At 63.3% G+C, this 19,992-nt stretch carries 14 protein-coding genes and 1 riboswitch; of the genes, 6 read left to right on the top strand and 8 right to left on the bottom strand.

Annotation, left to right across the window (positions count from 1 at the left end; all coding sequences use genetic code 11):
* Positions 1-44: 44 nt before the first annotated feature.
* From ACVOLV_RS12925 to ACVOLV_RS12915, 3 genes are all read left to right on the top strand, one after another.
* A complete protein-coding gene (locus tag ACVOLV_RS12925) occupies positions 45-2,072 on the top strand; it encodes a M2 family metallopeptidase (protein WP_481554755.1) in 2,028 nt (675 codons plus the stop codon).
* Between the two features lie 193 nt (positions 2,073-2,265).
* Positions 2,266-2,868 (top strand): hypothetical protein, encoded by a 603-nt coding sequence (locus ACVOLV_RS12920; RefSeq protein WP_481554754.1) that lies wholly within the window; start codon positions 2,266-2,268, stop codon positions 2,866-2,868.
* Between the two features lie 98 nt (positions 2,869-2,966).
* Positions 2,967-4,193 carry a hypothetical protein gene (locus ACVOLV_RS12915; RefSeq protein WP_481554753.1) on the top strand — a complete coding sequence of 409 codons (1,227 nt, stop codon included), beginning with the start codon at positions 2,967-2,969 and terminating at the stop codon, positions 4,191-4,193.
* A gap of 571 nt (positions 4,194-4,764) precedes the next feature.
* On the opposite strand, the gene ACVOLV_RS12910 is transcribed toward ACVOLV_RS12915, so the two are convergent.
* Genes ACVOLV_RS12910 through ACVOLV_RS12895 form a run of 4 tightly spaced genes read right to left on the bottom strand, consistent with a single transcriptional unit; the run spans position 4,765 to position 9,527 of the window.
* The gene (locus tag ACVOLV_RS12910; RefSeq protein ID WP_481554752.1) at positions 4,765-6,687 is read right to left on the bottom strand and encodes a TonB family protein; all 1,923 of its coding nucleotides are present in this window, start codon (positions 6,685-6,687) and stop codon (positions 4,765-4,767) included.
* Complete coding sequence (locus ACVOLV_RS12905) at positions 6,684-8,084, bottom strand: hypothetical protein (RefSeq protein WP_481554751.1); 1,401 nt, start codon at positions 8,082-8,084, stop codon at positions 6,684-6,686. The genes ACVOLV_RS12910 and ACVOLV_RS12905 overlap by 4 nt, the downstream gene beginning before the upstream one ends.
* Before the next feature lie 4 nt (positions 8,085-8,088).
* On the bottom strand, positions 8,089-8,844 hold the full coding sequence (locus ACVOLV_RS12900) for a PP2C family serine/threonine-protein phosphatase (RefSeq protein WP_481554776.1): 756 nt from the start codon (positions 8,842-8,844) through the stop codon (positions 8,089-8,091).
* A 2-nt stretch (positions 8,845-8,846) separates the two neighbouring features.
* Positions 8,847-9,527, bottom strand: coding sequence for a vWA domain-containing protein (locus ACVOLV_RS12895; protein WP_481554750.1), 681 nt, complete (start codon positions 9,525-9,527; stop codon positions 8,847-8,849).
* Positions 9,528-9,789: 262 nt separating this feature from the next.
* On the opposite strand from ACVOLV_RS12895, the gene ACVOLV_RS12890 reads away from it, so the two are divergent.
* Positions 9,790-10,188 (top strand): hypothetical protein, encoded by a 399-nt coding sequence (locus tag ACVOLV_RS12890; RefSeq protein ID WP_481554749.1) that lies wholly within the window; start codon positions 9,790-9,792, stop codon positions 10,186-10,188.
* A gap of 567 nt (positions 10,189-10,755) precedes the next feature.
* Here the strand turns inward: ACVOLV_RS12890 and ACVOLV_RS12885 are convergent.
* Together ACVOLV_RS12885 and ACVOLV_RS12880 are read right to left on the bottom strand one after the other, a co-directional pair.
* Positions 10,756-11,172, bottom strand: a complete 417-nt coding sequence (locus ACVOLV_RS12885; protein ID WP_481554748.1) for a hypothetical protein — start codon at positions 11,170-11,172, stop codon at positions 10,756-10,758.
* 74 nt (positions 11,173-11,246) lie between these two features.
* The gene (locus ACVOLV_RS12880; protein ID WP_481554747.1) at positions 11,247-12,467 is read right to left on the bottom strand and encodes a multidrug effflux MFS transporter; all 1,221 of its coding nucleotides are present in this window, start codon (positions 12,465-12,467) and stop codon (positions 11,247-11,249) included.
* Positions 12,468-12,801: 334 nt separating this feature from the next.
* Positions 12,802-12,910: riboswitch (glycine riboswitch) on the top strand.
* A 112-nt stretch (positions 12,911-13,022) separates the two neighbouring features.
* Between ACVOLV_RS12880 and gcvP the strand changes: the two genes are divergently transcribed.
* Positions 13,023-15,887: an aminomethyl-transferring glycine dehydrogenase gene (gcvP, locus tag ACVOLV_RS12875; RefSeq protein ID WP_481554746.1), complete on the top strand. Its 2,865-nt coding sequence runs from the start codon at positions 13,023-13,025 to the stop codon at positions 15,885-15,887.
* Between the two features lie 75 nt (positions 15,888-15,962).
* Positions 15,963-16,178: a hypothetical protein gene (locus ACVOLV_RS12870; RefSeq protein ID WP_481554745.1), complete on the top strand. Its 216-nt coding sequence runs from the start codon at positions 15,963-15,965 to the stop codon at positions 16,176-16,178.
* Positions 16,179-16,345: 167 nt separating this feature from the next.
* Here the strand turns inward: ACVOLV_RS12870 and ACVOLV_RS12865 are convergent, their stop codons facing one another.
* Together ACVOLV_RS12865 and ACVOLV_RS12860 are read right to left on the bottom strand one after the other, a co-directional pair.
* The gene (locus tag ACVOLV_RS12865) at positions 16,346-19,009 is read right to left on the bottom strand and encodes a M1 family metallopeptidase (RefSeq protein ID WP_481554744.1); all 2,664 of its coding nucleotides are present in this window, start codon (positions 19,007-19,009) and stop codon (positions 16,346-16,348) included.
* 86 nt (positions 19,010-19,095) lie between these two features.
* Positions 19,096-19,827 (bottom strand): AraC family transcriptional regulator, encoded by a 732-nt coding sequence (locus ACVOLV_RS12860; RefSeq protein WP_481554743.1) that lies wholly within the window; start codon positions 19,825-19,827, stop codon positions 19,096-19,098.
* Positions 19,828-19,992 lie beyond the last annotated feature (165 nt).

Raw genomic sequence — 19,992 nt, 5'->3', positions numbered from 1 at the left:
CTGCCCCACTAGCCTTCGCCGGTACTTACAAACCGGGGTTTGCTGTGAAGAATCGTCATTTGGTCCTGGCCGCCGCCGTTGGCGTGGCCGTGCTCTCGCTGGCTGCCTGTAAACAGGACGCCGCCACCGACGCCGCCAAGCCGGCCACCACCCAGGCCGCACCGGCCGAAAGCGCTGACCAGTTCATCGCCCGGGTCAATGCCGAATACAAGGCCATGTACCCGGAAATGACCTCGGCCCAGTGGCTGTCGTCCACCTACATCAATGACGACTCGGCCCGTGTGGCGGCCAAGGCCAACGAGCGCTGGCTGACCGTGCTCAATGGCTGGATCGAGCAGGCCAACAAGTACGAAGGCCAGCCGATGAGCGCCGACACCAAGCGCGCCATCAGCCTGCTCAAGCTGATGACCTCGATGCCCGCTCCGCGCGACCCGCAGAAGCTGGCCGAACTGGCCGGCATCGCCACCAAGCTGGAAGGCGATTACGGCGCCGGCACCTACTGCGTGGGCGAAGGTGACAGCAAGAACTGCCGCCAGCTCGGCGATCTGGAAAAGGTACTGGCCACCTCGCGCGATTACGACAAGCAGCTCGATGCGTGGCAGGGCTGGCAGTCCACCGCCGTGCCGTCGCGCGCCAACTACCAGCGCTTCGTCGAACTGGTCAACGAAGGCGCCCGCGAACTGGGCTATACCGACGCCGGCCAGATGTGGCGCAGCGGCTATGACATGCCGGCCGATCAGGTCGGCCCGGAAACCGACCGCCTGTGGGAGCAGGTCAAGCCGCTGTACGAGCAGGTGCATTGCTATACCCGCGCCAAGCTGGACAAGGAATACGGCAAGGACAAGGCCGAAGTGGGCGGCGGCATGATTGCCGCGCACCTGACCGGCAACATGTGGCAGCAGGACTGGAGCAACCTGTGGGACATGACTGCGCCGTACCCGAACGCAGGCAGCCTGGACATCACCGCCGCGCTGGAGAAGCAGTACCAGACCAACCTCAGCGCCGCCCTCGCCAAGGCCGGTGGCGCCGACCCGGCAAGCCGCTTCAAGGCACAGCGTGAGGCCGAGCTGGTCACCGCCCGCCAGATGACCGAGCGCGCGCAGGACTTCTACGTCTCGCTGGGCATGCCCAAGCTGCCGGAGAGCTACTGGCAGAACACCCAGTTCATCAAGCCGCTGGACCGCAATGTGGTCTGCCACGCCAGCGCCTGGGACATGAACATGGGCGGCGACGGCAAGGACGTGGGCCCGGACGTGCGCACCAAGATGTGCATCACCCCGAACGAAGAAAACTTCACCACCATCTACCACGAGCTCGGCCACATCTACTACGACCTGGCCTACAACCCGCTGCCGCCGTTGTTCCAGGGCGGTGCCAACGACGGCTTCCATGAAGCCATCGGCGACACCATCGTGCTGGCGATGACGCCCAAGTACCTCAACTCGATCGGTCTGGTCGGCGCGCAGCAGGAAAGCCGCGAAGCCACCATCAATGCGCAGATGCGCATGGCGATGTCGGGCGTGTCGTTCCTGCCGTTCGGGCTGATGATCGACCGCTGGCGCTGGGGCGTGTTTGACGGTTCGATCAAGCCGGACCAGTACAACCAGAAGTGGTGGGAACTGAAGGCGCAGTACCAGGGCGTGGCCCCGGCCAGCGCACGCGGCGAAGAGTTCTTCGACGCCGGCGCCAAGTACCACGTGCCGGGCAACACCCCGTACCTGCGTTACTTCCTGGCGCGCATCCTGCAGTACCAGTTCTACAAGGGCCTGTGCGACGCGTCCGGCTACACCGGCCCGCTCAACGAGTGCAGCTTCTACGGCAACAAGGAAGCCGGGCAGAAGTTCTGGGCAATGCTGAGCAAGGGTTCCAGCCAGCCGTGGCAGGCCACGCTGAAGGAACTGACCGGCACCGAGAAGCTCGATGCCGGCCCGATGCTGGAATACTTCGCACCGTTGCAGGAATGGCTGAAGCAGCAGAACGAAGGGCAGATGTGCGGCTGGCAGGCCGCGGCTCCGGCTGTTGTACCGGCTAGTACTCCAGCGGCCGCACCGGCGCAGCCGTCGGCACCGTAAGCGCTGCAGCTGAAGAAGCACGCAAAGGGCGCCGCAATGGCGCCCTTTGCTTTTCCGCTCGCGCAGCATCTGCGTCGAGAGCAAATGCCACCGGTAGCAACCCGCAGAGCTGGCACACCACGATGTGCCACGCACCTGCCTTGACACATCGTCATGCCGTGGCATGGTTACCCGGTAACTTTGGGAGGCAACAATGAAATTCGCTGCAGGCCTTTTCACACTCGTCATTCATTCGACCCTGCTCAGCCCGGCGCTCGCCAACGAAAGCACCGGCACCGGGCAGATACATGTCGGCATCACCGATGCGAGCAGGACGTTTGGCCTTGCATTCACGCCTCCGGACGAAGAAGGCTGGACCAGGAATGGTTCGGGAACGAGCACGACCCTCAGCTGGAACGCGGAATCCGCTTCGGACAACCGCAAGATCGAAGCCTATATGACCACGCTTGATGCACCGATTTCGCCGTTATCCGGCTACATCAGAACCATCAAACGCAATCTGGAGCAGGGCTACGCCAGCAGCCCCCGCTTCAAGATCAGCGCACTCCAGGTGAGCGAATATCCTGCGGACCCGCGCTGCGCAAAGATCCATCTGCTGCTCGAAGCGCGGCAGCCAGCGGCCGATGGGCAACGACAATGGAGCGAGCAGTACGCACTCTCCTGCGGCTCACTGCAGTCCAAGGGCGTCGGCTACGAGTTGCGCTACTACCATCGCTACACCGACGACAATCGCGACCTTGGGCTTGCGGCCAAAGCCAATGCCGTGCTCGACAGCCTGAGCATCGAGGGCCAGTGATGCATGCCCCGGTCCTCCGATCGTTCCAGTAGCAGCGATCAGCAGGCACGGGCAACAACGCCACAAGCAAACGGACGGCAGTCATTCCAAGGATGAAGATGGACAGCAGAAACACCGCAGCGGACAACAATCCCGACACCCTCCTGACCGGTCCCGGCAGCTATCCGATCGATCTCACTGGCACCGGCAGTCATACCCTGGTTCGTACGCTGGGTGTGGGCAGCCTGGCGATCGCTCCTGCTGGCTCGGCAGCAAAGTCAGATCTTCAGGTCGCCGCTGATCTCAAGATCAACTGGGCAGCGTTCACTCCATTCGCCACGCCAGCCGGCTCACCCTGGCCGCGGGTGATCCACTACACGGGCAACGATCAAAGCATCTTCGAGTGGGCCCACCAGCGTCCCATCGAGCAGCTGACCTGGGTGCCTGGGCTCAACACCGATACCCTGATCGATGCCAGCCAATCCAATATCCGCACCTTGGCGATTCAACTGGACGTGCCGGGTGCGCGCCTGCAGATGCTCCTGCCCGGGCAGGAAATCGGTGCAAACCTGCACCTGAGCATCTCCGGCGACATCGGCCGCTTCTCCGCACAGGGAAACCTGCCCCGCTCGCTATCGCTGGCCCCGGAAACGGGTTCGCGCAGGGAGACCACTGCATTCCAGCTACCGGACATGGGCGAGCTGCATGCCGTCCACGACCTGATGCTGGTCAACAAACCGATGGCACGCCCCATCTCGCTGAAATGCCTGTCGCGCTTCAAACATCTGACGTCGCTGAGCCTGTATGGCAATTTCGTCGACCTTGAAGTACTTGCTGCACAGCCGCAGCTGCAGAACCTGCAGCTGCGTTACATGCCGTCGTTGGAAGGTCTGCCAGCACTTGGCTGCTGGCCTGTGCTGGATGGCTTCATTGCCTTCAATGTCGAAGAAACTGCAGGCAAGCGCCTACGCCAGCAGTTGAAGGCACGCGCCCAGCAGCGCGCCTGGACCGGGCATGCCTCGGTCTCGCAGCTTCGCAAAGCAAGCTGGTGGGAAAGCGAGTTCGGCCGCCCCTTCTCGGCGTGGCCAAAGCGCTTGGCCAAGCAGGCCAATGAGGCTTACGACACTGCTTTGGCGGCATTGAAATCCGCACGAACGCTCGCCGAAGGGGAAGCTGCTCTTACCTGCTTCAGCGTATGCTTCAATACGCTCAAGGGCATCGAGACCTCCGAGCGCGACGACCTCGGCGAGGCGATCTGGCAGCTCGGCCGTTCAGAGCATGCCCTGCGCATCGGCGTAAACGATGATCTCTCACAGCAATGGTTCGATGCAGCGCGCGACTATTGAGCAGGGCTGCGCACAACAGCCATCCCGATCAGCCTTTGTCCTGAAGCTTTGAAACGACTTGAAACATGCACGCAGCAAGAGGTCAAAATTGATACCGCTCTTCATACTTGTAATGGCTTGCATTGTCGCGGCGATCACTGCTTGCCTCCCATCGTCTCGCAACCCTGTCGAATGGTCCGGCTCCACGATCGTCTCCGCTGAACTGGCAAAGCTGGGCATACGTCGCGACAGGATTTCCCGTGATTTCTACGAAGAATGCACAAGCATCGCCGAGCATGCTGCGGCCTCAAAGAGTTCTCGATCATCGCGGGAGGAGGCGTTCATAGGCGAGCTCCGGAAAATCGTAAGCATGCTGGGAGTGTGGCAGCGCGATCCTGGACACCCCATGTTCTCACCCAACGGGGATGAGCCGAATATCTATCGCGCGCTCTTCGAGCGCCACGGACTGTAGAAGCCCGCGCGCCCATCTTCCCCCGTTCTTGCAGCAACCCCGCCTCCTTCCATTCGGTGGAGGGCAGCAACGACTCGAGGTTATAGCGGGGCGAAATCAACTGAACGTTGATTTGCGTATCTACTCCGCCCTGAACATCACCGGCAGATGCAGCATCACCTCGTCCACACCAGCCGCCGTCTCCCCAGGCGACACACTCCAGCCCATGGCCGCTTCGCGGGCGGCATTATCCAGCAAGGCATTGCCACTGCTCCGGGTGATACTGACTCCGCGGACCTCGCCTGATCCGGCCAGCCTGATTGCCAGCACCACTGTGCCACCCGCCTTTTCATTCCAGGCGGCAGTGGGATAGCGTGGTGGGTTGAAGCGCGCCTGGCGCGCTACCAGCTCCTGCAGATGCTGCACGGTGAGCGGCGAAACCGGTCGTGACGCCGCCTTGGCCGGTGCTGCCACAGACTCCCTGCCCGGCACCATCGGTGGTGGTGGCCAGTCAGGCATTTCCTCCACCGGCTGTGGTGCTTCAAATCGCACCTGCACGCGCCGCCGCTCCCCATTCGCGGCAATTGGCGTCAGCGCTTTCCAATGGCGTGCCGACCATCGCACGGAATCATCCAGCGCCGGATCGCCGCTGCTGCGCTCAATCAGGACCGAACTGATGCTGCCATCGGCCAACACGTCCACCGCCACCAGCACGCTGCCACCACTGCTGATGCCTGCCGACGGCAGCACCACAGGCCGCTGTTGCTGCTCAAACCCCGCAGAGGGCAGATCAATCCTGACCAACTCCTCAGCAGAACTCACAGGCGACACCGCCGGCGGTGCCGGTGGCGGCGAAGGCAGCAAGCCCTTGCCGGTGTGCACGAACTGTGGCGCAGGCAGCGCCAGCTCCGAGGAAAAGTTTTTCCCCTCTTCTGCCAAGGCGCTGCGCTCTCCCGCTGCGGACGCGGTGTTGCCGATGATCACTGCAGCACGCGCCTTCAGAAAATCCAAACGCAGGCGCGAGCCATCCGGCAGCAAGCGGGTGCTGGTCCGCATATCCGATTGAAACAGCATCTCATCGCTGATCGACATCGTCATCGCGGAGCGACCGGATCCAGCCGAGCGTCGCAACTGGTCGGCAAGCAGCAAAGCTCCCAACGCCACTTCTTCGTCGGCATCCACGATGGTGGCGGCATAGCTCGACCAGAACTCGGCGGACTTGGGTGCATAGCCGAGGATGGCCTCCTGCAGGCGAATCAGGTCAATGAATTTTTCCTCCAGCAAGCCATCGTCATCCACCGCGGCATCCTGAGCGGAACCGCGCGCAGCCTTCAGCTGCAAGGCAAACGCAAGCACAGCCATGTCCTGCACCAACACCCGCCGCCCGGCGATATCCACGTCAGGTACGGCCTGCCACATTGACTTCAGTGCGGCATGGCGCTGCAAGGCCTGCTTTTCCTTTGTTTCCCTGCTTGCCGGTATGTCGAAGGTGGCATTGAACCTGTCGCGCGCAGCATTGAACGCCTCGCGATCGCCGCCAACACGCACGCCCCTGCGCGCCCATAGCTGCAGTTCTTCCAGCCCGGCATCTACCCGCTGCTGATCCTGACGTGCAGCAGCCCTGGCGAGCGCATGTACTTTCCCAGCTGCGTCACGCTCGTAGCTGCTGCGTGAATACCATTCGGGAATCTCGGTACGCTTGACCGCAGGCGAACTGCCTGCAGCGCCGGCGCTCAGCGTTCCCTCTTCCGGTATTACGACATATGGAGACAAGCGGGTGGCAAACAGCAGAAAGGCAAACCCAACCCCCACAACCAGCGCCGCGCCCGCGTACACATGGGACTTGTCCTTGATCGCCACACGCAGCAGCGCACCTACCGAGACCAGACTGCCCACCAGCACACCGGCACGGAACGCCGCCCTGCCATCCGGCAATGCACCCGTGGCGAACCGATGCCCGATCCATTCAACTCCGCCATAGATGTAGACACCCAACCAACCAGCAAACACCACCACGAACAGCAGCATCAGCAGCGCGACGAATATGCCGATGGCGATCTTCATGGCCGCTTGCTCAAAATCAACACCGGCACGCAGACGAGGAACAACAACACCGCAGCCATCAGCAGGCCGCTCTGGAAGCCCAGCCCCAGGGTCAACCACCAGCCCGGATCCTTGTCCGCCAGGTAGTCACGATAGGCCGTCATTCCCCAAGTGGTTGCCCAGCCCAACAGCACCGGCCCGATCACTGCAAAAAACATCCGCATGCCCAGCCCAACCGGCTGTGTCGCCGGTACCTGCGTTGCCGCGGTCAAGGCAGCAGCCACATTGGGCGTGGCCGTACGGGTCCGGCGCGGCACACGCCTAACTTTCCTGCCAGTGGCTAACGTCTGCTTTGCCCGCGACTGCCCGGCACGCGCGCTGCTTGCCAGCAACTCCGCACGTGCACAGCCTGCACACGGCATGCCACTGAAATGCTGATGGGAGCCATCCTTTGCGCACTTCACCAGCAAGCCGTTGGCCCGCCGTGCATAGCGTAGCAACAGCGACGACCATTCCGCCGCCGCCGGGCGTCGCCGCGCCTGGCTGGCGAAGGCACGATCGAACATTTCGCGCAGCTCGGCTGGAAACGCCTCATGGCCGCTGACCGGCGAAGGCAGTATCCGCGTTTCGCTTTTCGCTGCTCCGTATGGATAGAGGTTTGCGGCGATGCGCCCCGGCAGATCGCTGGGCAATGTGCTGCCATTCGGACGCCCGCTATACGGATGCAGGCCCGAGTTGAGCAACTGGAACACCATCACTGCCAGCGCGAACCTGTCCTGCGCTTCCTCTTCGCCGGAGGCGACACCGCGTTGCTGGAACTCCGCAGCGAGGTAATCGGTCGTGACCTGTTCGGAAAGGAAACGTTCGCCCTTGCCCTGGATACTGAAGCCATCGCAATCCAGCATCGCGATGAACAAGGACTTCCGGTAGAAGCGCACGTTGAGCGGCTTCAGGTCCACCACGTAGTGCTGTCGCTCGTGCAGCGCCGCCAACATCACCGCCAGGTTGGCAGCCAACGTCATTTTGGGCCCGAGCGCGGTTGGCAGTCCTTCTTCGCGCGCCTGCCGCTCCTGCAGTACATGCTCCAGGTCACTGGTGGCCGCCACATCCAGCACCGGCATGGTGAAGCCGATGAAGCGTCGCGCCCTGTCCCGCAGCAGACCGGTAGGCCAGGCGATCTGCACCTGGCGCACGCCCTTGTCCTCAACATCGGGTAGGTCGGGACGCAGTTCCAGCATCGCCCGTACCTTGCGCTCGTAAACCTGCCCGCCCTTGTCCGAGTGATAGAGCTTGGCGACCTCCAGCGGGCGTTCCTTGATCAGGAACACGCTGCCAGCGCCACCGCTTTTGAGCAGCCTGCCCAGCGTCAACGGTGCACGGCGGTCGTCGTAGATGGTATCGCCGGCTTGTGCGGCCATGCGCCTAGACCGGCAACGCTACCAGCAACGTCTTGTCGTCGCCGGTGATGTGATCGGTACGCGGGTCGGCCAGGGTCGCCTGCAGCGCCTGACTGCCATGCTCAGTGTCCACGCCGCCCAGGTAGCGCAGCACCGGCGCGATGAATGGCTGGAACAAGCCGCTGCCATCACGCGTCATCGCAAACGGTTGCACACCATCGGACATCAGCACGATGGCCTGCGCCTGCCCATCGAAGCGGGTCAGGCGCAGTTGCTCGCGCCAGTTGCCGCCGGTAACGAACCAGGTTTCATTGGCGTACTCACCATTGGCCGGCAGCGATACCGCCGGCAGCTGCGGCGGCGCGAACTCGCTGGCTGCAACACCATCACCCACATGGAAGAACCAACCGCCGTTCATGTCCGCCACAACGCCAACCAAGGTGCAGGCGTGATCGGCGAGCGTCAGCTGTTTGGCCGCAGCGACACTGCCCAATTGCTCGCGAGCATCGACGATTGCAGCTTCGATGATTTCCCGCACCGCCTCCACTGCCAGGGCCGTAGGTTCGCCGCCCAACTGGCGATGCGCGGCAACCGCCGCCACTACCGCAGCGGAAACCGTTTTTGCGCCGGTATCACTGTGCGAAGCAGAACCTGCGCCATCACACACCGCGGCAACCAACACGCGGCCGACGCTCGCCCATGCATAGGCGTCCTGGCACGGTTGCCCGCGATCCAGATGGGAACGTCCCGTGGCCGATGCGGCCATCACCCGCCAGCCCATGGTCAAACCGTCACGTTCGACCAGCTATCCGTCGACGGCAGCTGTACCTGGCCACCGGGCGTGGAATTGGATACCACCCGCATGCTGGCACTGAGCCACATGAACAGCTCCTTGAACTGCAGCCCCTGCAGGCGCTTTACACCACGCTCGCCATTGCGGCTGAACTGGCCAAGCACGCCCATGTCGGCGTTGCCAACGCCAATCGGGAATACCGCGACCTTGTTCTGCTGTTCGGCATCACGGCAGCGTTCGGCGACTGCCTCCCATGCATCAGTGGGGTTGCCGTCGGACATCAGGAACAGCCACGGCCGCGTATAGGCAACGCCGGCCTGACGGAAGCGGGCCTTCTCGTCTTCGATTTCCTGCAACGCCAGTTCCACCGCCGCGCCGGTGGGCGTGGTGCCATTGGCGGTAAGCTCCGGCGCGCTGAAGTCCATCGCGTCACACCAGTCACCGGTAATCGCCGCGTTGTCCATGTCGCCGTATTCGATCAGCAGCACGCGCACGCGCTTGGCTGCGATCACATCCCCCTTCAACTCCTGCTCCAGCAGTTTGAGTCCGGCATTCAACTGCGCGATGGGTTCACCGCCCATGCTGCCGGAACAATCCAGCACCAGGATCAAGGGCGTGCGCTGCTCGCTGTTATCAACCAGCGAGACATCAGGAATAGCTGCAACAGACATCAGGTGTGCCTCCATGCTCAGGGGACGTCGTGATCGGGATTATAGCCACAACTGCGTTTGCGGCTCTTTCACCGGCAAGCCACGCATTACCTGCCTGAGACCGCGCAAGCCAGCTGATCCGCGCGAAATCCCTTCAGAAGCAGCAACGCTGCGCTACCATCCGCCACATAGGGGAGCAGCGGCTGCCGGACAGCAGCACCGGCAAAAGGACGGATCGCCCCGACATCAACCGCCACCCGGCGGCACCACAGGAGTACCTGGCATGACCTGGATCATTGCTGTTGCTCGTTGGCTGTTCGCCCTGTTCTACACCTACGTTGGTGCCAGTTGGTTCTCCTATAAGTTGTTCGGCACCGCGTGGCCGGACCACAAGGAGGCGCCCGCCGCCAAAGCACTTACCACCGCGCTGACCGACAGTGGAATCGTTGATCCCTTGATCGCCGGCAGCTGCCTGGCGGGCGGCATCCTGTTGCTGTTCCAGCGCACCGCGCCGCTTGGCATCGCGGTTCTTGCACCGCTGGTGACAGGCATCTTCATCTTCCACCTGTTCCTCAACCACGATTGGCCGTGGGGCACGTTTCACTTCTGCTATCTCGCGGTCCTGGCATGGCTGCACCGCAGCGCGTTCCGGCCGCTGTGGAACTACCAACGGTCCCTGTAGTGCCGAGCCATGCTCGGCAGGGGCTTCACCGATAAAAATGATTCAAAGACCCAGACGCTGCATGTGCTTCGCGGCTCACGCCGCTCTTACAAATGCCAAACGCTGCGACGGATCCTCTACATGCTTCGCGGCTTACGCCGCTCCCACACAAACCAATCGCTCCTGTAGTGCCGAGCCATGCTCGGCAGGGGCTTCACCGATAAAAATGATTCAAAGACCCAGACGCTGCATGTGCTTCGCGGCTCACGCCGCTCTTACAAATGCCAAACGCTGCGACGGTTCCTCTACATGCTTCGCGGCTTACGCCGCTCCCACACAAACCAATCGCTCCTGTAGTGCCGAGCCATGCTCGGCAGGGGCTTCACCGATAAAAATGATTAAAAGACCTGGACGCTGCATGTGCTTCGCGGCTCACGCCGCTCCTACAAATGCCAAACGCTGCGACGGTTCCTCTACATGCTTCGCGGCTTACGCCGCTCCCACAAGAGCGGGGGATACGATCAGCGCTCGTTACAAACGACAAGGGCGCCAACGGCGCCCTTGTCGTTCTCCCGCTTGTCAGCACGCTCAATGCGTACCCGCGGTCGCCTTGCCCTTGGCACCCAGCTCACCGGCCAGATTGCGCTTGTAGGTATCGAAGTCGATGCCCTGCTCTGCCGCTTCGGCATGCGCGGCGTCCTTCAGTGCATCGGAATACATCAACCGCACCGGCGTGTCGTTGTTTTCGTGCCACTCGGCCGCTTGCATGATCAGCGCCAGCACACGTGCGGCACTGGTGGTCTCACCGGCGATCTTGCCATCCATGCCCAGCACCCATTCGCCATCACGGCGGACGATGCCGGCCAGCAATGCTCGGTTCTGGTCGCGCAGTTCGGCATGCGGTTCCACTTTGGCCTTTACCGGCGGATTGGCTTCAGCCTGGTTGCGTTCGCGCTCGGCCAGCTTTTTCTTCGCCTCGCGGCGGCCTTTGGATTGGATCGACATCAGTTGTTCACTCTTTGAACGGCCGCCGGTGATGGCGGCGCAGCTATTGTCCCCGATGCGGGGGTGAATTCGTGTCAGGACGCGGTTTCATCGCGCTGGGCGCGCTGGCTGACCCGCTCCCACTTCCACATCGCCCAGCTACCCAGGCCGAACAGGGCCGCGCCGATGGCCAGGCTCAAGCCGCTGCGACTGAGCATCGGCGAGAGCACACCGGCAATGATGGCGTTGGTGACCAGGGTGCTGAATGCCTGCATCGACGAGGCCGTGCCGCGCTGGCGCGGGTACATGTCGAGAATGGCCAGGGTCAGGATCGGGAAGATCAGGGCCACGCCGAACGAGGTCAGGGTGAACGGCAGCACCGCCCAAGGCACGGTCATTTCGGTGGCGAAGGCGTTGTAGCTGATGTTGTAGATTGCCGCGACCGCCATGAAGCAGTAACCAATCCGCACCGCCCGCGCGCCATCCACGCGCCCCGCCGCACGGCCGGAGGCATAGGCGCCCAAGGCCATGCCGCCGATGGTGGGGATGAACAACCAGGCGAACTGACGCTCATTCATGTGCAGTAGATCGAGCACGAAGGCAGGCGCCGAGGCGATGTACAGGAACAAGCCGCCAAAGCCGAGCGAGCCGGCCAAGGCCAGGCGCAGGAAGCGCGGATTGATGCCGATGCTGATGTAGTCCTGCAGCAGACGCTTGGGATGCAGGCTCAGCCGCGCATGCGGCGGATGGGTTTCCGGCAGCCAGATGCAGGTGATCAGCAGCAACAGTGCCGAGAACCCAACCAGGAACCAGAAGATGCCCTGCCAATGCGTCCAACCCAGCAACCAGCCGCCGATGATCGGGGCGATGGCAGGGGCAATGGAGAAGATCATCGAGACCTGGCTCATCAGCCGCTGCGCGTCGTCACCGTCGTACAGATCGCGGATCACCGCGCGGCCAATGATGTAGCCGACACCAGCCGACAGCCCCTGCAGGAAGCGGAACAGCAGCAGGGTCCCCATGTCCGTAGACAGTGCACAGCCAATGGATGCACCGATGAACACCACCAGCCCGCCGATGATCACCACCTTGCGGCCGAGCGCATCGGACAGCGCGCCATGTACCAGGCTCATCAGCGCATAGGCCAGCAGATAGACACTGATCACCTGCTGCATCGCCAGCTTGTCGGCGCCCAGATCGGCACCCATCTGCGGGAACGCGGGGAACACCGCATCGATCGCGAACGGGCCGAACATCGACAGACCGGCCACCAGAATGGCGATACGACGCAGTGAAACCTGCTTGCTTGCTTCCATGGCTTTCAATAACCAGCAACGGCACCGGCGTGGGGCCGATGTAGGGTGGGGACGGAATGAACAGGACCGGGCGCGACGGCGCGAACGGCCATGATGCGACAATTTGTCCGGACATTCACCCGCTTCAGCCAGCGGTTCCGGGATGCCCGGCCGTACGCCTGAAAGGCGCGGGGTTGAAATCGGGACGTAGATGGTAATCCAAGCCGCTGCGCGGGTCTGCCCCGGGGCTTTACCGGGCTATAATCGCCAAGCTGTACGAACAAGGTGGGAGAAGCGGCTCACCCCGCTGCCGAAGGCGCAAACGCCCGTAATCGCTCAGGCCCGATACCACCCGTAGCAAAACTCTGGAGAGACCGGTTCAATCCGGCGCCGAAGGTGCACGAAGCGCACGATCCTCGTCGCGTCGCTTCCAAACTCTCAGGCAAAAGGACAGAGGGGCGCGAGGTAAGCCTTTGGCTTGCCGGCTGTGCTGTCGCGCGTGCGCGGCAACCGGACGGCAGCAGGGCAAGCCTGGCTCACCGCCCCTGCCCTGCATGCCTTCTCCGGACGTCAGCCATGACCCAGAACAACTCTTCGCTGCGCGAACTCGAACACCACTCCGCGTTTGTTGACCGCCACATCGGCCCCAACGACGCTGAAATCGCGCAGATGCTGCGCACCGTTGGTCATGATTCGCTGGAATCGCTCACCGATGCCATCGTGCCCGGTTCGATCAAGTCGCCGGCGCCGCTGGCGCTGCCCGAGTCGCTGACCGAAGTCGACGCGCTGGCCAAGATCCGCGCCATCGCCGACAAGAACAAGGTGCTGCGCAGCTTCATCGGCCAGGGCTATTACGGCACCCACACGCCGAACGTGATCCTGCGCAACATCCTCGAGAACCCGGCGTGGTACACGGCGTACACGCCGTACCAGGCGGAAATCTCGCAGGGCCGCATGGAAGCACTGATCAACTTCCAGACCATGGTCGCCGACCTGACCGGCATGGAGATCGCCAACGCCTCGCTGCTGGACGAAGCCACCGCCGCAGCCGAAGCCATGACCCTGGCCAAGCGTTCGGCCAAGTCCAAGTCCAAGGTCTTCTTCGTGCAGGACAGCGTGCACCCGCAGACGCTGGAACTGCTGCGCACCCGCGCCGAGCCGATGGGCATCGAACTGCTGATCGGCAAGCCGGCGCAGGCGCTGACCGCCGACACCTTCGGCGTGCTGCTGCAATACCCGGACAGCCTGGGCAACATCGGCGACTACAAGGCGCTGGTCGAGGCCGTGCACGCCCGCCAAGGCCTGGTCGCCGTAGCCACCGACCTGCTGGCGCTGACCCTGATCGCCGCCCCCGGCGAATGGGGCGCGGACATCGCCATCGGCAACAGCCAGCGTTTCGGCGTGCCGTTCGGTTTCGGCGGCCCGCATGCCGCCTTCATGGCCTGCCGTGATGCCTACAAGCGCTCGATGCCGGGCCGCCTGATCGGCGTCTCGGTCGATGCCGAAGGCAAGGCCGCTTACCGCCTGACCCTGCAGACCCGCGAGCAGCACATCCGCCGCGAGAAGGCCACCTCCAACATCTGTACCGCACAGGTACTGCTGGCCGTGATGGCCTCGATGTACGCCGTCTACCACGGCCCGGAAGGCCTGCAGCGCATTGCCCGCCGCACCCACCGCCTGGCTGCCATCCTCGCCGCCGCACTGCGTGGCAAGGGCGTGGCAGTCGGCAACGACTTCTTCGACACCCTGCACATCACCGGCGTTGATTCGGCCGCGCTGAAGGCCAAGTCCGAAGCCGCCGGCATCAACCTGCGCATCATCGATGCCGGTTCGGTTGGCATCAGCCTGGACGAAACCGCCACCCGCGCCGACGTCGTCGCGCTGGGGCAGCTGTTCGGTGCCAGCGTCGAGGTGGATGCACTGGATGCCAGCACCGCCGACGCACTGCCGAAGGCCCTGCTACGCAGCAGCGAGTTCCTCGCCCACCCGGTGTTCAACACGCACCACAGCGAGCACGAGATGCTGCGCTACCTGCGTTCGCTGGCCGACAAGGACCTGGCGATGGATCGCACCATGATCCCGCTGGGCAGCTGCACCATGAAGCTCAACGCCACCGCCGAGATGATCCCGGTGACCTGGCCGGAATTCGCCAACATCCACCCGCTGGCACCGGCAGATCAGGCGCAGGGCTACAAGGAACTGATCGACGGCCTGGAAGCAATGCTGGTCGAGTGCACCGGCTATGACGCGGTGAGCCTGCAGCCGAACTCCGGCGCGCAGGGCGAATACGCCGGCCTGCTGGCGATCCGCGCCTACCACCGTTCGCGCAACGAAGGCCATCGCGACATCTGCCTGATCCCGGACTCGGCGCACGGCACCAACCCGGCCTCGGCACAGATGTGCGGCATGACCGTGGTCGTGACCAAGACCGACAGCAACGGCAACGTCGATGTCGAAGACATCCGTCGCAACGCCGAGAAGTACAGCGACCGCCTGGCCGCGATCATGATGACCTACCCGTCCACGCACGGCGTGTTCGAGGAAGAAGTGGTCGAGATCTGCGAGATCATCCACAAGCACGGCGGCCAGGTGTACACCGACGGTGCCAACATGAACGCCCTGGTCGGCGTGGCCAAGCCCGGCAAGTGGGGCTCGGACGTGTCGCACCTGAACCTGCACAAGACCTTCTGCATCCCGCACGGCGGCGGCGGCCCGGGCGTTGGCCCGTGCGCGGTGAAGTCGCATCTGGCCCCGTTCCTGCCGGGCAAGCTCGGCGACAACGGCCCGGTCGGCATGGTCAGCGCCGCCAGCTTCGGCAGCGCCTCGATCCTGCCGATCAGCTGGATGTACATCACCCTGATGGGCACCGCCGGCCTGCGCAAGGCAACCCAGGTTGCCCTGCTCAACGCCAACTACATCGCCAAGCGCCTGGCCCCGCACTACGCCACCCTGTACACCGGCCGTAACGGCCTGGTGGCGCATGAGTGCATCCTCGACGTGCGTCCGCTGGAGAAGACCTCCGGCATCGGCGCCGAGGACGTGGCCAAGCGCCTGATCGACTTCGGCTTCCACGCCCCTACCCTGAGCTTCCCGGTTGCCGGCACGCTGATGGTCGAGCCGACCGAAAGCGAATCGCAGCACGAGCTGGACCGTTTCATCGACGCGATGATCCAGATCCGCGAGGAAATCCAGGCCATCGAAGACGGCAAGCTGGACCGCGAGGACAACCCGCTCAAGCACGCCCCGCATACCGCAGGTGCGGTAACGGCCAGCGAGTGGACCCATGCGTACCCGCGTGAGCTGGCAGCCTTCCCGCTGCCGTCGCTGAAGCTGCAGAAGTACTGGCCGCCGGTTGCCCGCGTGGACAACGTCTACGGCGACAAGAACATCATGTGCGCCTGCATCCCGGTGGATGCGTACAAGGAAGATGTTGAGGCGTGATCGAGTGTTGATTGCCTGATGCGTGAATGAAAACAGCCGGCGGAAGCCGGCTGTTTTCTTGTGACGATTGGGGGAGTGGAACAGCTGATCTTTCTTGATCACCACAAACAGCGGGGGCAAGGCTTCTGCTTTGGCTTTGGCTTTGGCTTTGGCTTTGGCTTTGGCTTTGGCTTTGGCTTTGGCTTTGGCTTTGGCTTCTGCTTTGGCTTCTGCTTTGGCCTTCCCTTCTCCCGTTTACGGGAGAAGGTGCCCAACGGGCGGATGAGGGGGCTTTTGACTTTGCTTAGCTAGAAGCCTCCCCTCACCCCAACCCCCGCTCCGCGCCCCGGCCCTTGCGCTGGCGCAAGGGCGTTCGATGGGCCGCGAACCCGTGGTTCGCAAGCTACCCATCTCACCCCGTAAACGGGAGAGGGGCTTAAAAGCTGCAATTGCATTTGCCGCTGCGCAGCTGCAGCGCCTCAATACCCCTTCTGCTTCAACCAGGCATCCACCTGCGGCTTGCGCTCTGCGCGCAACCGCAGCTTGGTCTGGATCCCGGCAATCGCCGTCTCCGCATCACGTCTCGAGGTCGGTGCGATATGTGCATCGGCAAATGCCTTGATCTTGTCCACCATCTGCAGGTTGTCGGCACTACGCCCCAGGCCCGGGTAGTACCGCGCACGTGAAGTACTGTCGACCAGAGTGTCCACCTTCTCGCGATTGGCAACGGCGAAGTCGAACGCCAGATCCGCATGCTCGCGCGACACACCGCCGATCATCCCTGCGCTGTTGGTTGCGCCCGGCTCGTCGGTCAGCGCCATGTCCAATGCACGCTGCGCCAGCGCCTTGTCCTTGGGCAGGGCCAGCAGGCCGTAATACTGGTCACGCACCATTGCCGAGGTTTCCTGCTTGGCCAGCGTGTGCAACTTGTCCCAGGTTGCCGCGTCCGCATTGCGTGCCACCACACCCAGCACACTGCTGCGCAGATCCGGCGACAGCGAGTCCGGCTTGGCCAGGAAGGCATCAAAGCGACGCTGCGCTTCGGCAATCACCTGCGCGTCGTCCAGCGCCGCCAAAGTGCCGATCAGCCCGCTACGCAGCTCCTTGGTCTGCGCCGAGTCGCTGTCCTTGCCGTCCCAACCCAGTGACTGCAGCACCGGCGACAGGCGCGAACGTGCATAGCTGCGGAAGGCGGCCTGCCGCACAGCATCGCCGTCGAACATGCCGTCGATGCCGCTCAGTGTGCCGGAGGCCATGTCCCACAGATCGATAGGCGCATCGGCGCTGATCTTCGCGATCAGATCCAGCAGATCCGCATCGGGCTGCAGGCCGGCTGCGGCCAGTGCGCTGGTGTCCATCATCACACCCAACTGGTCGACCACCGGCAACTTGTCGAAGCCTGCGCTCAGCGCCTTGAACTGCGTCGGCGCATACAAGGTGCGGTAATAGCCCTTCTGCCCGGCATTGACCAGCAGCGGCCCACTGCATCCCGGGAGCTGTACGTTGGTATCGCCGTCGACCAGCGTGTGCACCACCTCACCATTGCCCACGCGCAGACTCACCGGCACGCGCCAATGCAGCGGCTGCTTGTCCTTGCGATCAATCGTGTACTCGCCCTGGCTCAGCTTCACCTGGGTGTTGCCGGCCACGCAGCTGCTGCTGGCGCGGATCAAGGGCACACCCGGCTGCAGGGTGAAATCATGTGCGACTTCCATGAAACGCTTGCCAGGCGCCGCCTTGTCGATCTCGGCCCACAGGTCATCGGTGACGGCATTGCCATAAGCATGGGTTGCAATGTAACGGCGCACACCATCACGCCATGCATCCGCGCCCACGTAATCCTCGAACATCGAGATCACCGCCGAGCCCTTGCCATAGGTGATGCCGTCGAAGGCCTGGCTGGCCTGCTCCACCGTCGCCACGTGCTGCACGATCGGATGGGTGGTGACGTAGGCATCGCGGCCCATCGCGCCGCGGCTGGTATGTGCGGCATCGACGTTGTTGATGTCCCATTCCGGGTGCAGCTTGCGGGTGGTGCGCGCCTCCATCCACGAAGCGAAACCTTCGTTGAGCCACAGGTCATCCCACCACGCCATCGTCACCAGATTGCCGAACCACTGGTGCGCGATCTCATGCGCGGCAATCGAGAACACCGCCTTCTTGTCGGAGACGCTGGACACGGCCGGGTCCAGCAGCAGCGCATATTCGAAGGTGAAGATCGCACCCCAGTTTTCCATCGCGCTGAAGAACTGGCTGCCACCAGGTGCAGCGACGTTGTCGAGCTTGGGCAGCGGATACTTCACGCCGAAATAGTCGTTGTATTCACGCAACACTTCCGCACTGCCTTCCAGCGCGAACTGCGCCTGCCCGACCTTGCCGGTCTGGGCAATCACACCGATCTCGGTGTCGCCTTCCTTGACGGCGGCGCGCTCGAACTCACCGCTGGAGAAGAACAGCAGGTAAGTCGACATCTTCGGCGTGGTCTGGAACACCACCTGCTTCAAACCCTTGCCCAGCGACTTGCTGCTGGCCACCGGCATGTTGCTGACCGCCATCTCGGCTTCCGGCACGGTCACGCTCAGGTCGAACGTGGCCTTGAAGCCGGGCTCATCCCACGACGGAATGAAGCGGCGCGCATCGGAGTTCTCGAACTGGGTGAACAGCGCACGCTTCTTGCTGCCATCAGCAACCGGGTAATCCAGTGCGAACAAGCCATTGGCCTGGGTATTGATGGTGCCGCTGTAGTCGATGCTCAGCGTGTAGCGACCGGGCTGAAGCGGGCTGGCCACCACAAAGCTGGCGGTCTGATTGGCCTCGTCCACGCTGACCGTGGTCGGCATCGCCCTGCCAGCGCCGGCGGGCTGAAGCTGGCTCTTGCCGAAGCGCATGCCTGCCGCCTGCAACACGATGCTGTTGGTGGGCTGCAGCACTTCCAGATCAATGCTGACCTTGCCATCGAAACCCATCTGCGCTGGGTGCGGAGTGATCTCCACCCGGTAATGATCCGGGCGCGCAGTGCGCGGCAGCTGCGTGGTGGCTTCATTGCGGGGCGTAGCGCGGGCTGCTGGCTCAGCAGCAAAGGCAGCAGGCGTGGCAACGCAGGAAAGGGCAAGACTGATCGCGACAACAAGGGAACGGCGCATCGAAGCTCCTGACGGAAAGACATGGGCGTGACGCCCACCAACTCCGCATCATCTGCCCCTGCAACGCCCCCCAACACTCCCGGAAGTCATAGCCCGGCGCGGGCGGCTTCCTGCTGCGCGCGCTCGGCGATCATCGCCCGGTACTGTCGTGGCGCCATGCCGACTTCTGCCTTGAACTTGCGGGTAAACGCACTCTGGTCGCTGAAGCCACAGGCCTGGCCGATGCTGGCCACGCTGTCCTCGCCATGCAGCAGGTGCAGTGCGATCTGGATGCGCAGCCGCGTCAACACTTGCTGCGGCGTCATCTGGAACACTTTGCGGAACGAGCGCTCCAGCTTGGACAGCGAGAAGCCGGTGATATCCAGCAAGGTCTGCATGCGTACGTTCTCGGCGTAATGCGTGTTGAGGTAATCCAGTGCCAGCCGCAACGGTTCGTATTGGGACTCCAGACCGCCGCGCTGGCCGAGGTCACGCGAGATGCCGATCAGCCCGACCACCTTGCCATTCTCGACGATCGGCCGCTTGCAGGTCAGGCACCACCCCGGCTGCTGGTTGGGGAACAGCTGCAGTTCCATCACGTTCTCGATCACCTCGCCGGCCAGCACCCGCGCATCCTGCTCGGTATAGGCTTCGCTCATACCCACCGGGTACAGCTCATCAGCGCGTTTGCCGATGGCGTCATTGCGTGACTTCATGCCCAACCGCTGCATCATCGTCATGTTGACGTGGGTGTAACGCCCATCGACGTCCTTGGCGAAAAACAGCACGCTGGGAATGGCGTCGAACAGGGCTTCGATTTCGGCAGGATCAATACGCATCGGGTCAGTCAGGCTGGCAGCGGGGGGCGTGCCCAGCCATTCTAGCCAGCCCTGCCCCTGTAGTGGGGGGGGGGGGGGGGGGGGGGGGGGGGGGGGGGGGGGGGGGTGGGGGGGGGGGCGGGGGGGTGGGGGGGGGGGGGGGGGGGTGGGGGGGGTGGAGCCGAC

Source organism: Stenotrophomonas sp. STEN023, assembly GCF_056760135.1.
Note: the sequence above shows the minus strand (reverse complement) of the source record. Positions and strands in the feature narration are given on the sequence as shown.

Coding starts and splice junctions, on each gene's coding strand:
- ACVOLV_RS12865 (WP_481554744.1), bottom strand. CDS start 19,009: ATGCGCCGTTCCCTTGTTGTCGCGATCAGTCTTGCCCTTTCCTGCGTT.
- gcvP (WP_481554746.1), top strand. CDS start 13,023: ATGACCCAGAACAACTCTTCGCTGCGCGAACTCGAACACCACTCCGCG.
- ACVOLV_RS12885 (WP_481554748.1), bottom strand. CDS start 11,172: ATGTCGATCCAATCCAAAGGCCGCCGCGAGGCGAAGAAAAAGCTGGCC.
- ACVOLV_RS12860 (WP_481554743.1), bottom strand. CDS start 19,827: ATGCGTATTGATCCTGCCGAAATCGAAGCCCTGTTCGACGCCATTCCC.
- ACVOLV_RS12890 (WP_481554749.1), top strand. CDS start 9,790: ATGACCTGGATCATTGCTGTTGCTCGTTGGCTGTTCGCCCTGTTCTAC.
- ACVOLV_RS12880 (WP_481554747.1), bottom strand. CDS start 12,467: ATGGAAGCAAGCAAGCAGGTTTCACTGCGTCGTATCGCCATTCTGGTG.
- ACVOLV_RS12905 (WP_481554751.1), bottom strand. CDS start 8,084: ATGGCCGCACAAGCCGGCGATACCATCTACGACGACCGCCGTGCACCG.
- ACVOLV_RS12900 (WP_481554776.1), bottom strand. CDS start 8,844: ATGGGCTGGCGGGTGATGGCCGCATCGGCCACGGGACGTTCCCATCTG.
- ACVOLV_RS12920 (WP_481554754.1), top strand. CDS start 2,266: ATGAAATTCGCTGCAGGCCTTTTCACACTCGTCATTCATTCGACCCTG.
- ACVOLV_RS12910 (WP_481554752.1), bottom strand. CDS start 6,687: ATGAAGATCGCCATCGGCATATTCGTCGCGCTGCTGATGCTGCTGTTC.
- ACVOLV_RS12895 (WP_481554750.1), bottom strand. CDS start 9,527: ATGTCTGTTGCAGCTATTCCTGATGTCTCGCTGGTTGATAACAGCGAG.
- ACVOLV_RS12915 (WP_481554753.1), top strand. CDS start 2,967: ATGGACAGCAGAAACACCGCAGCGGACAACAATCCCGACACCCTCCTG.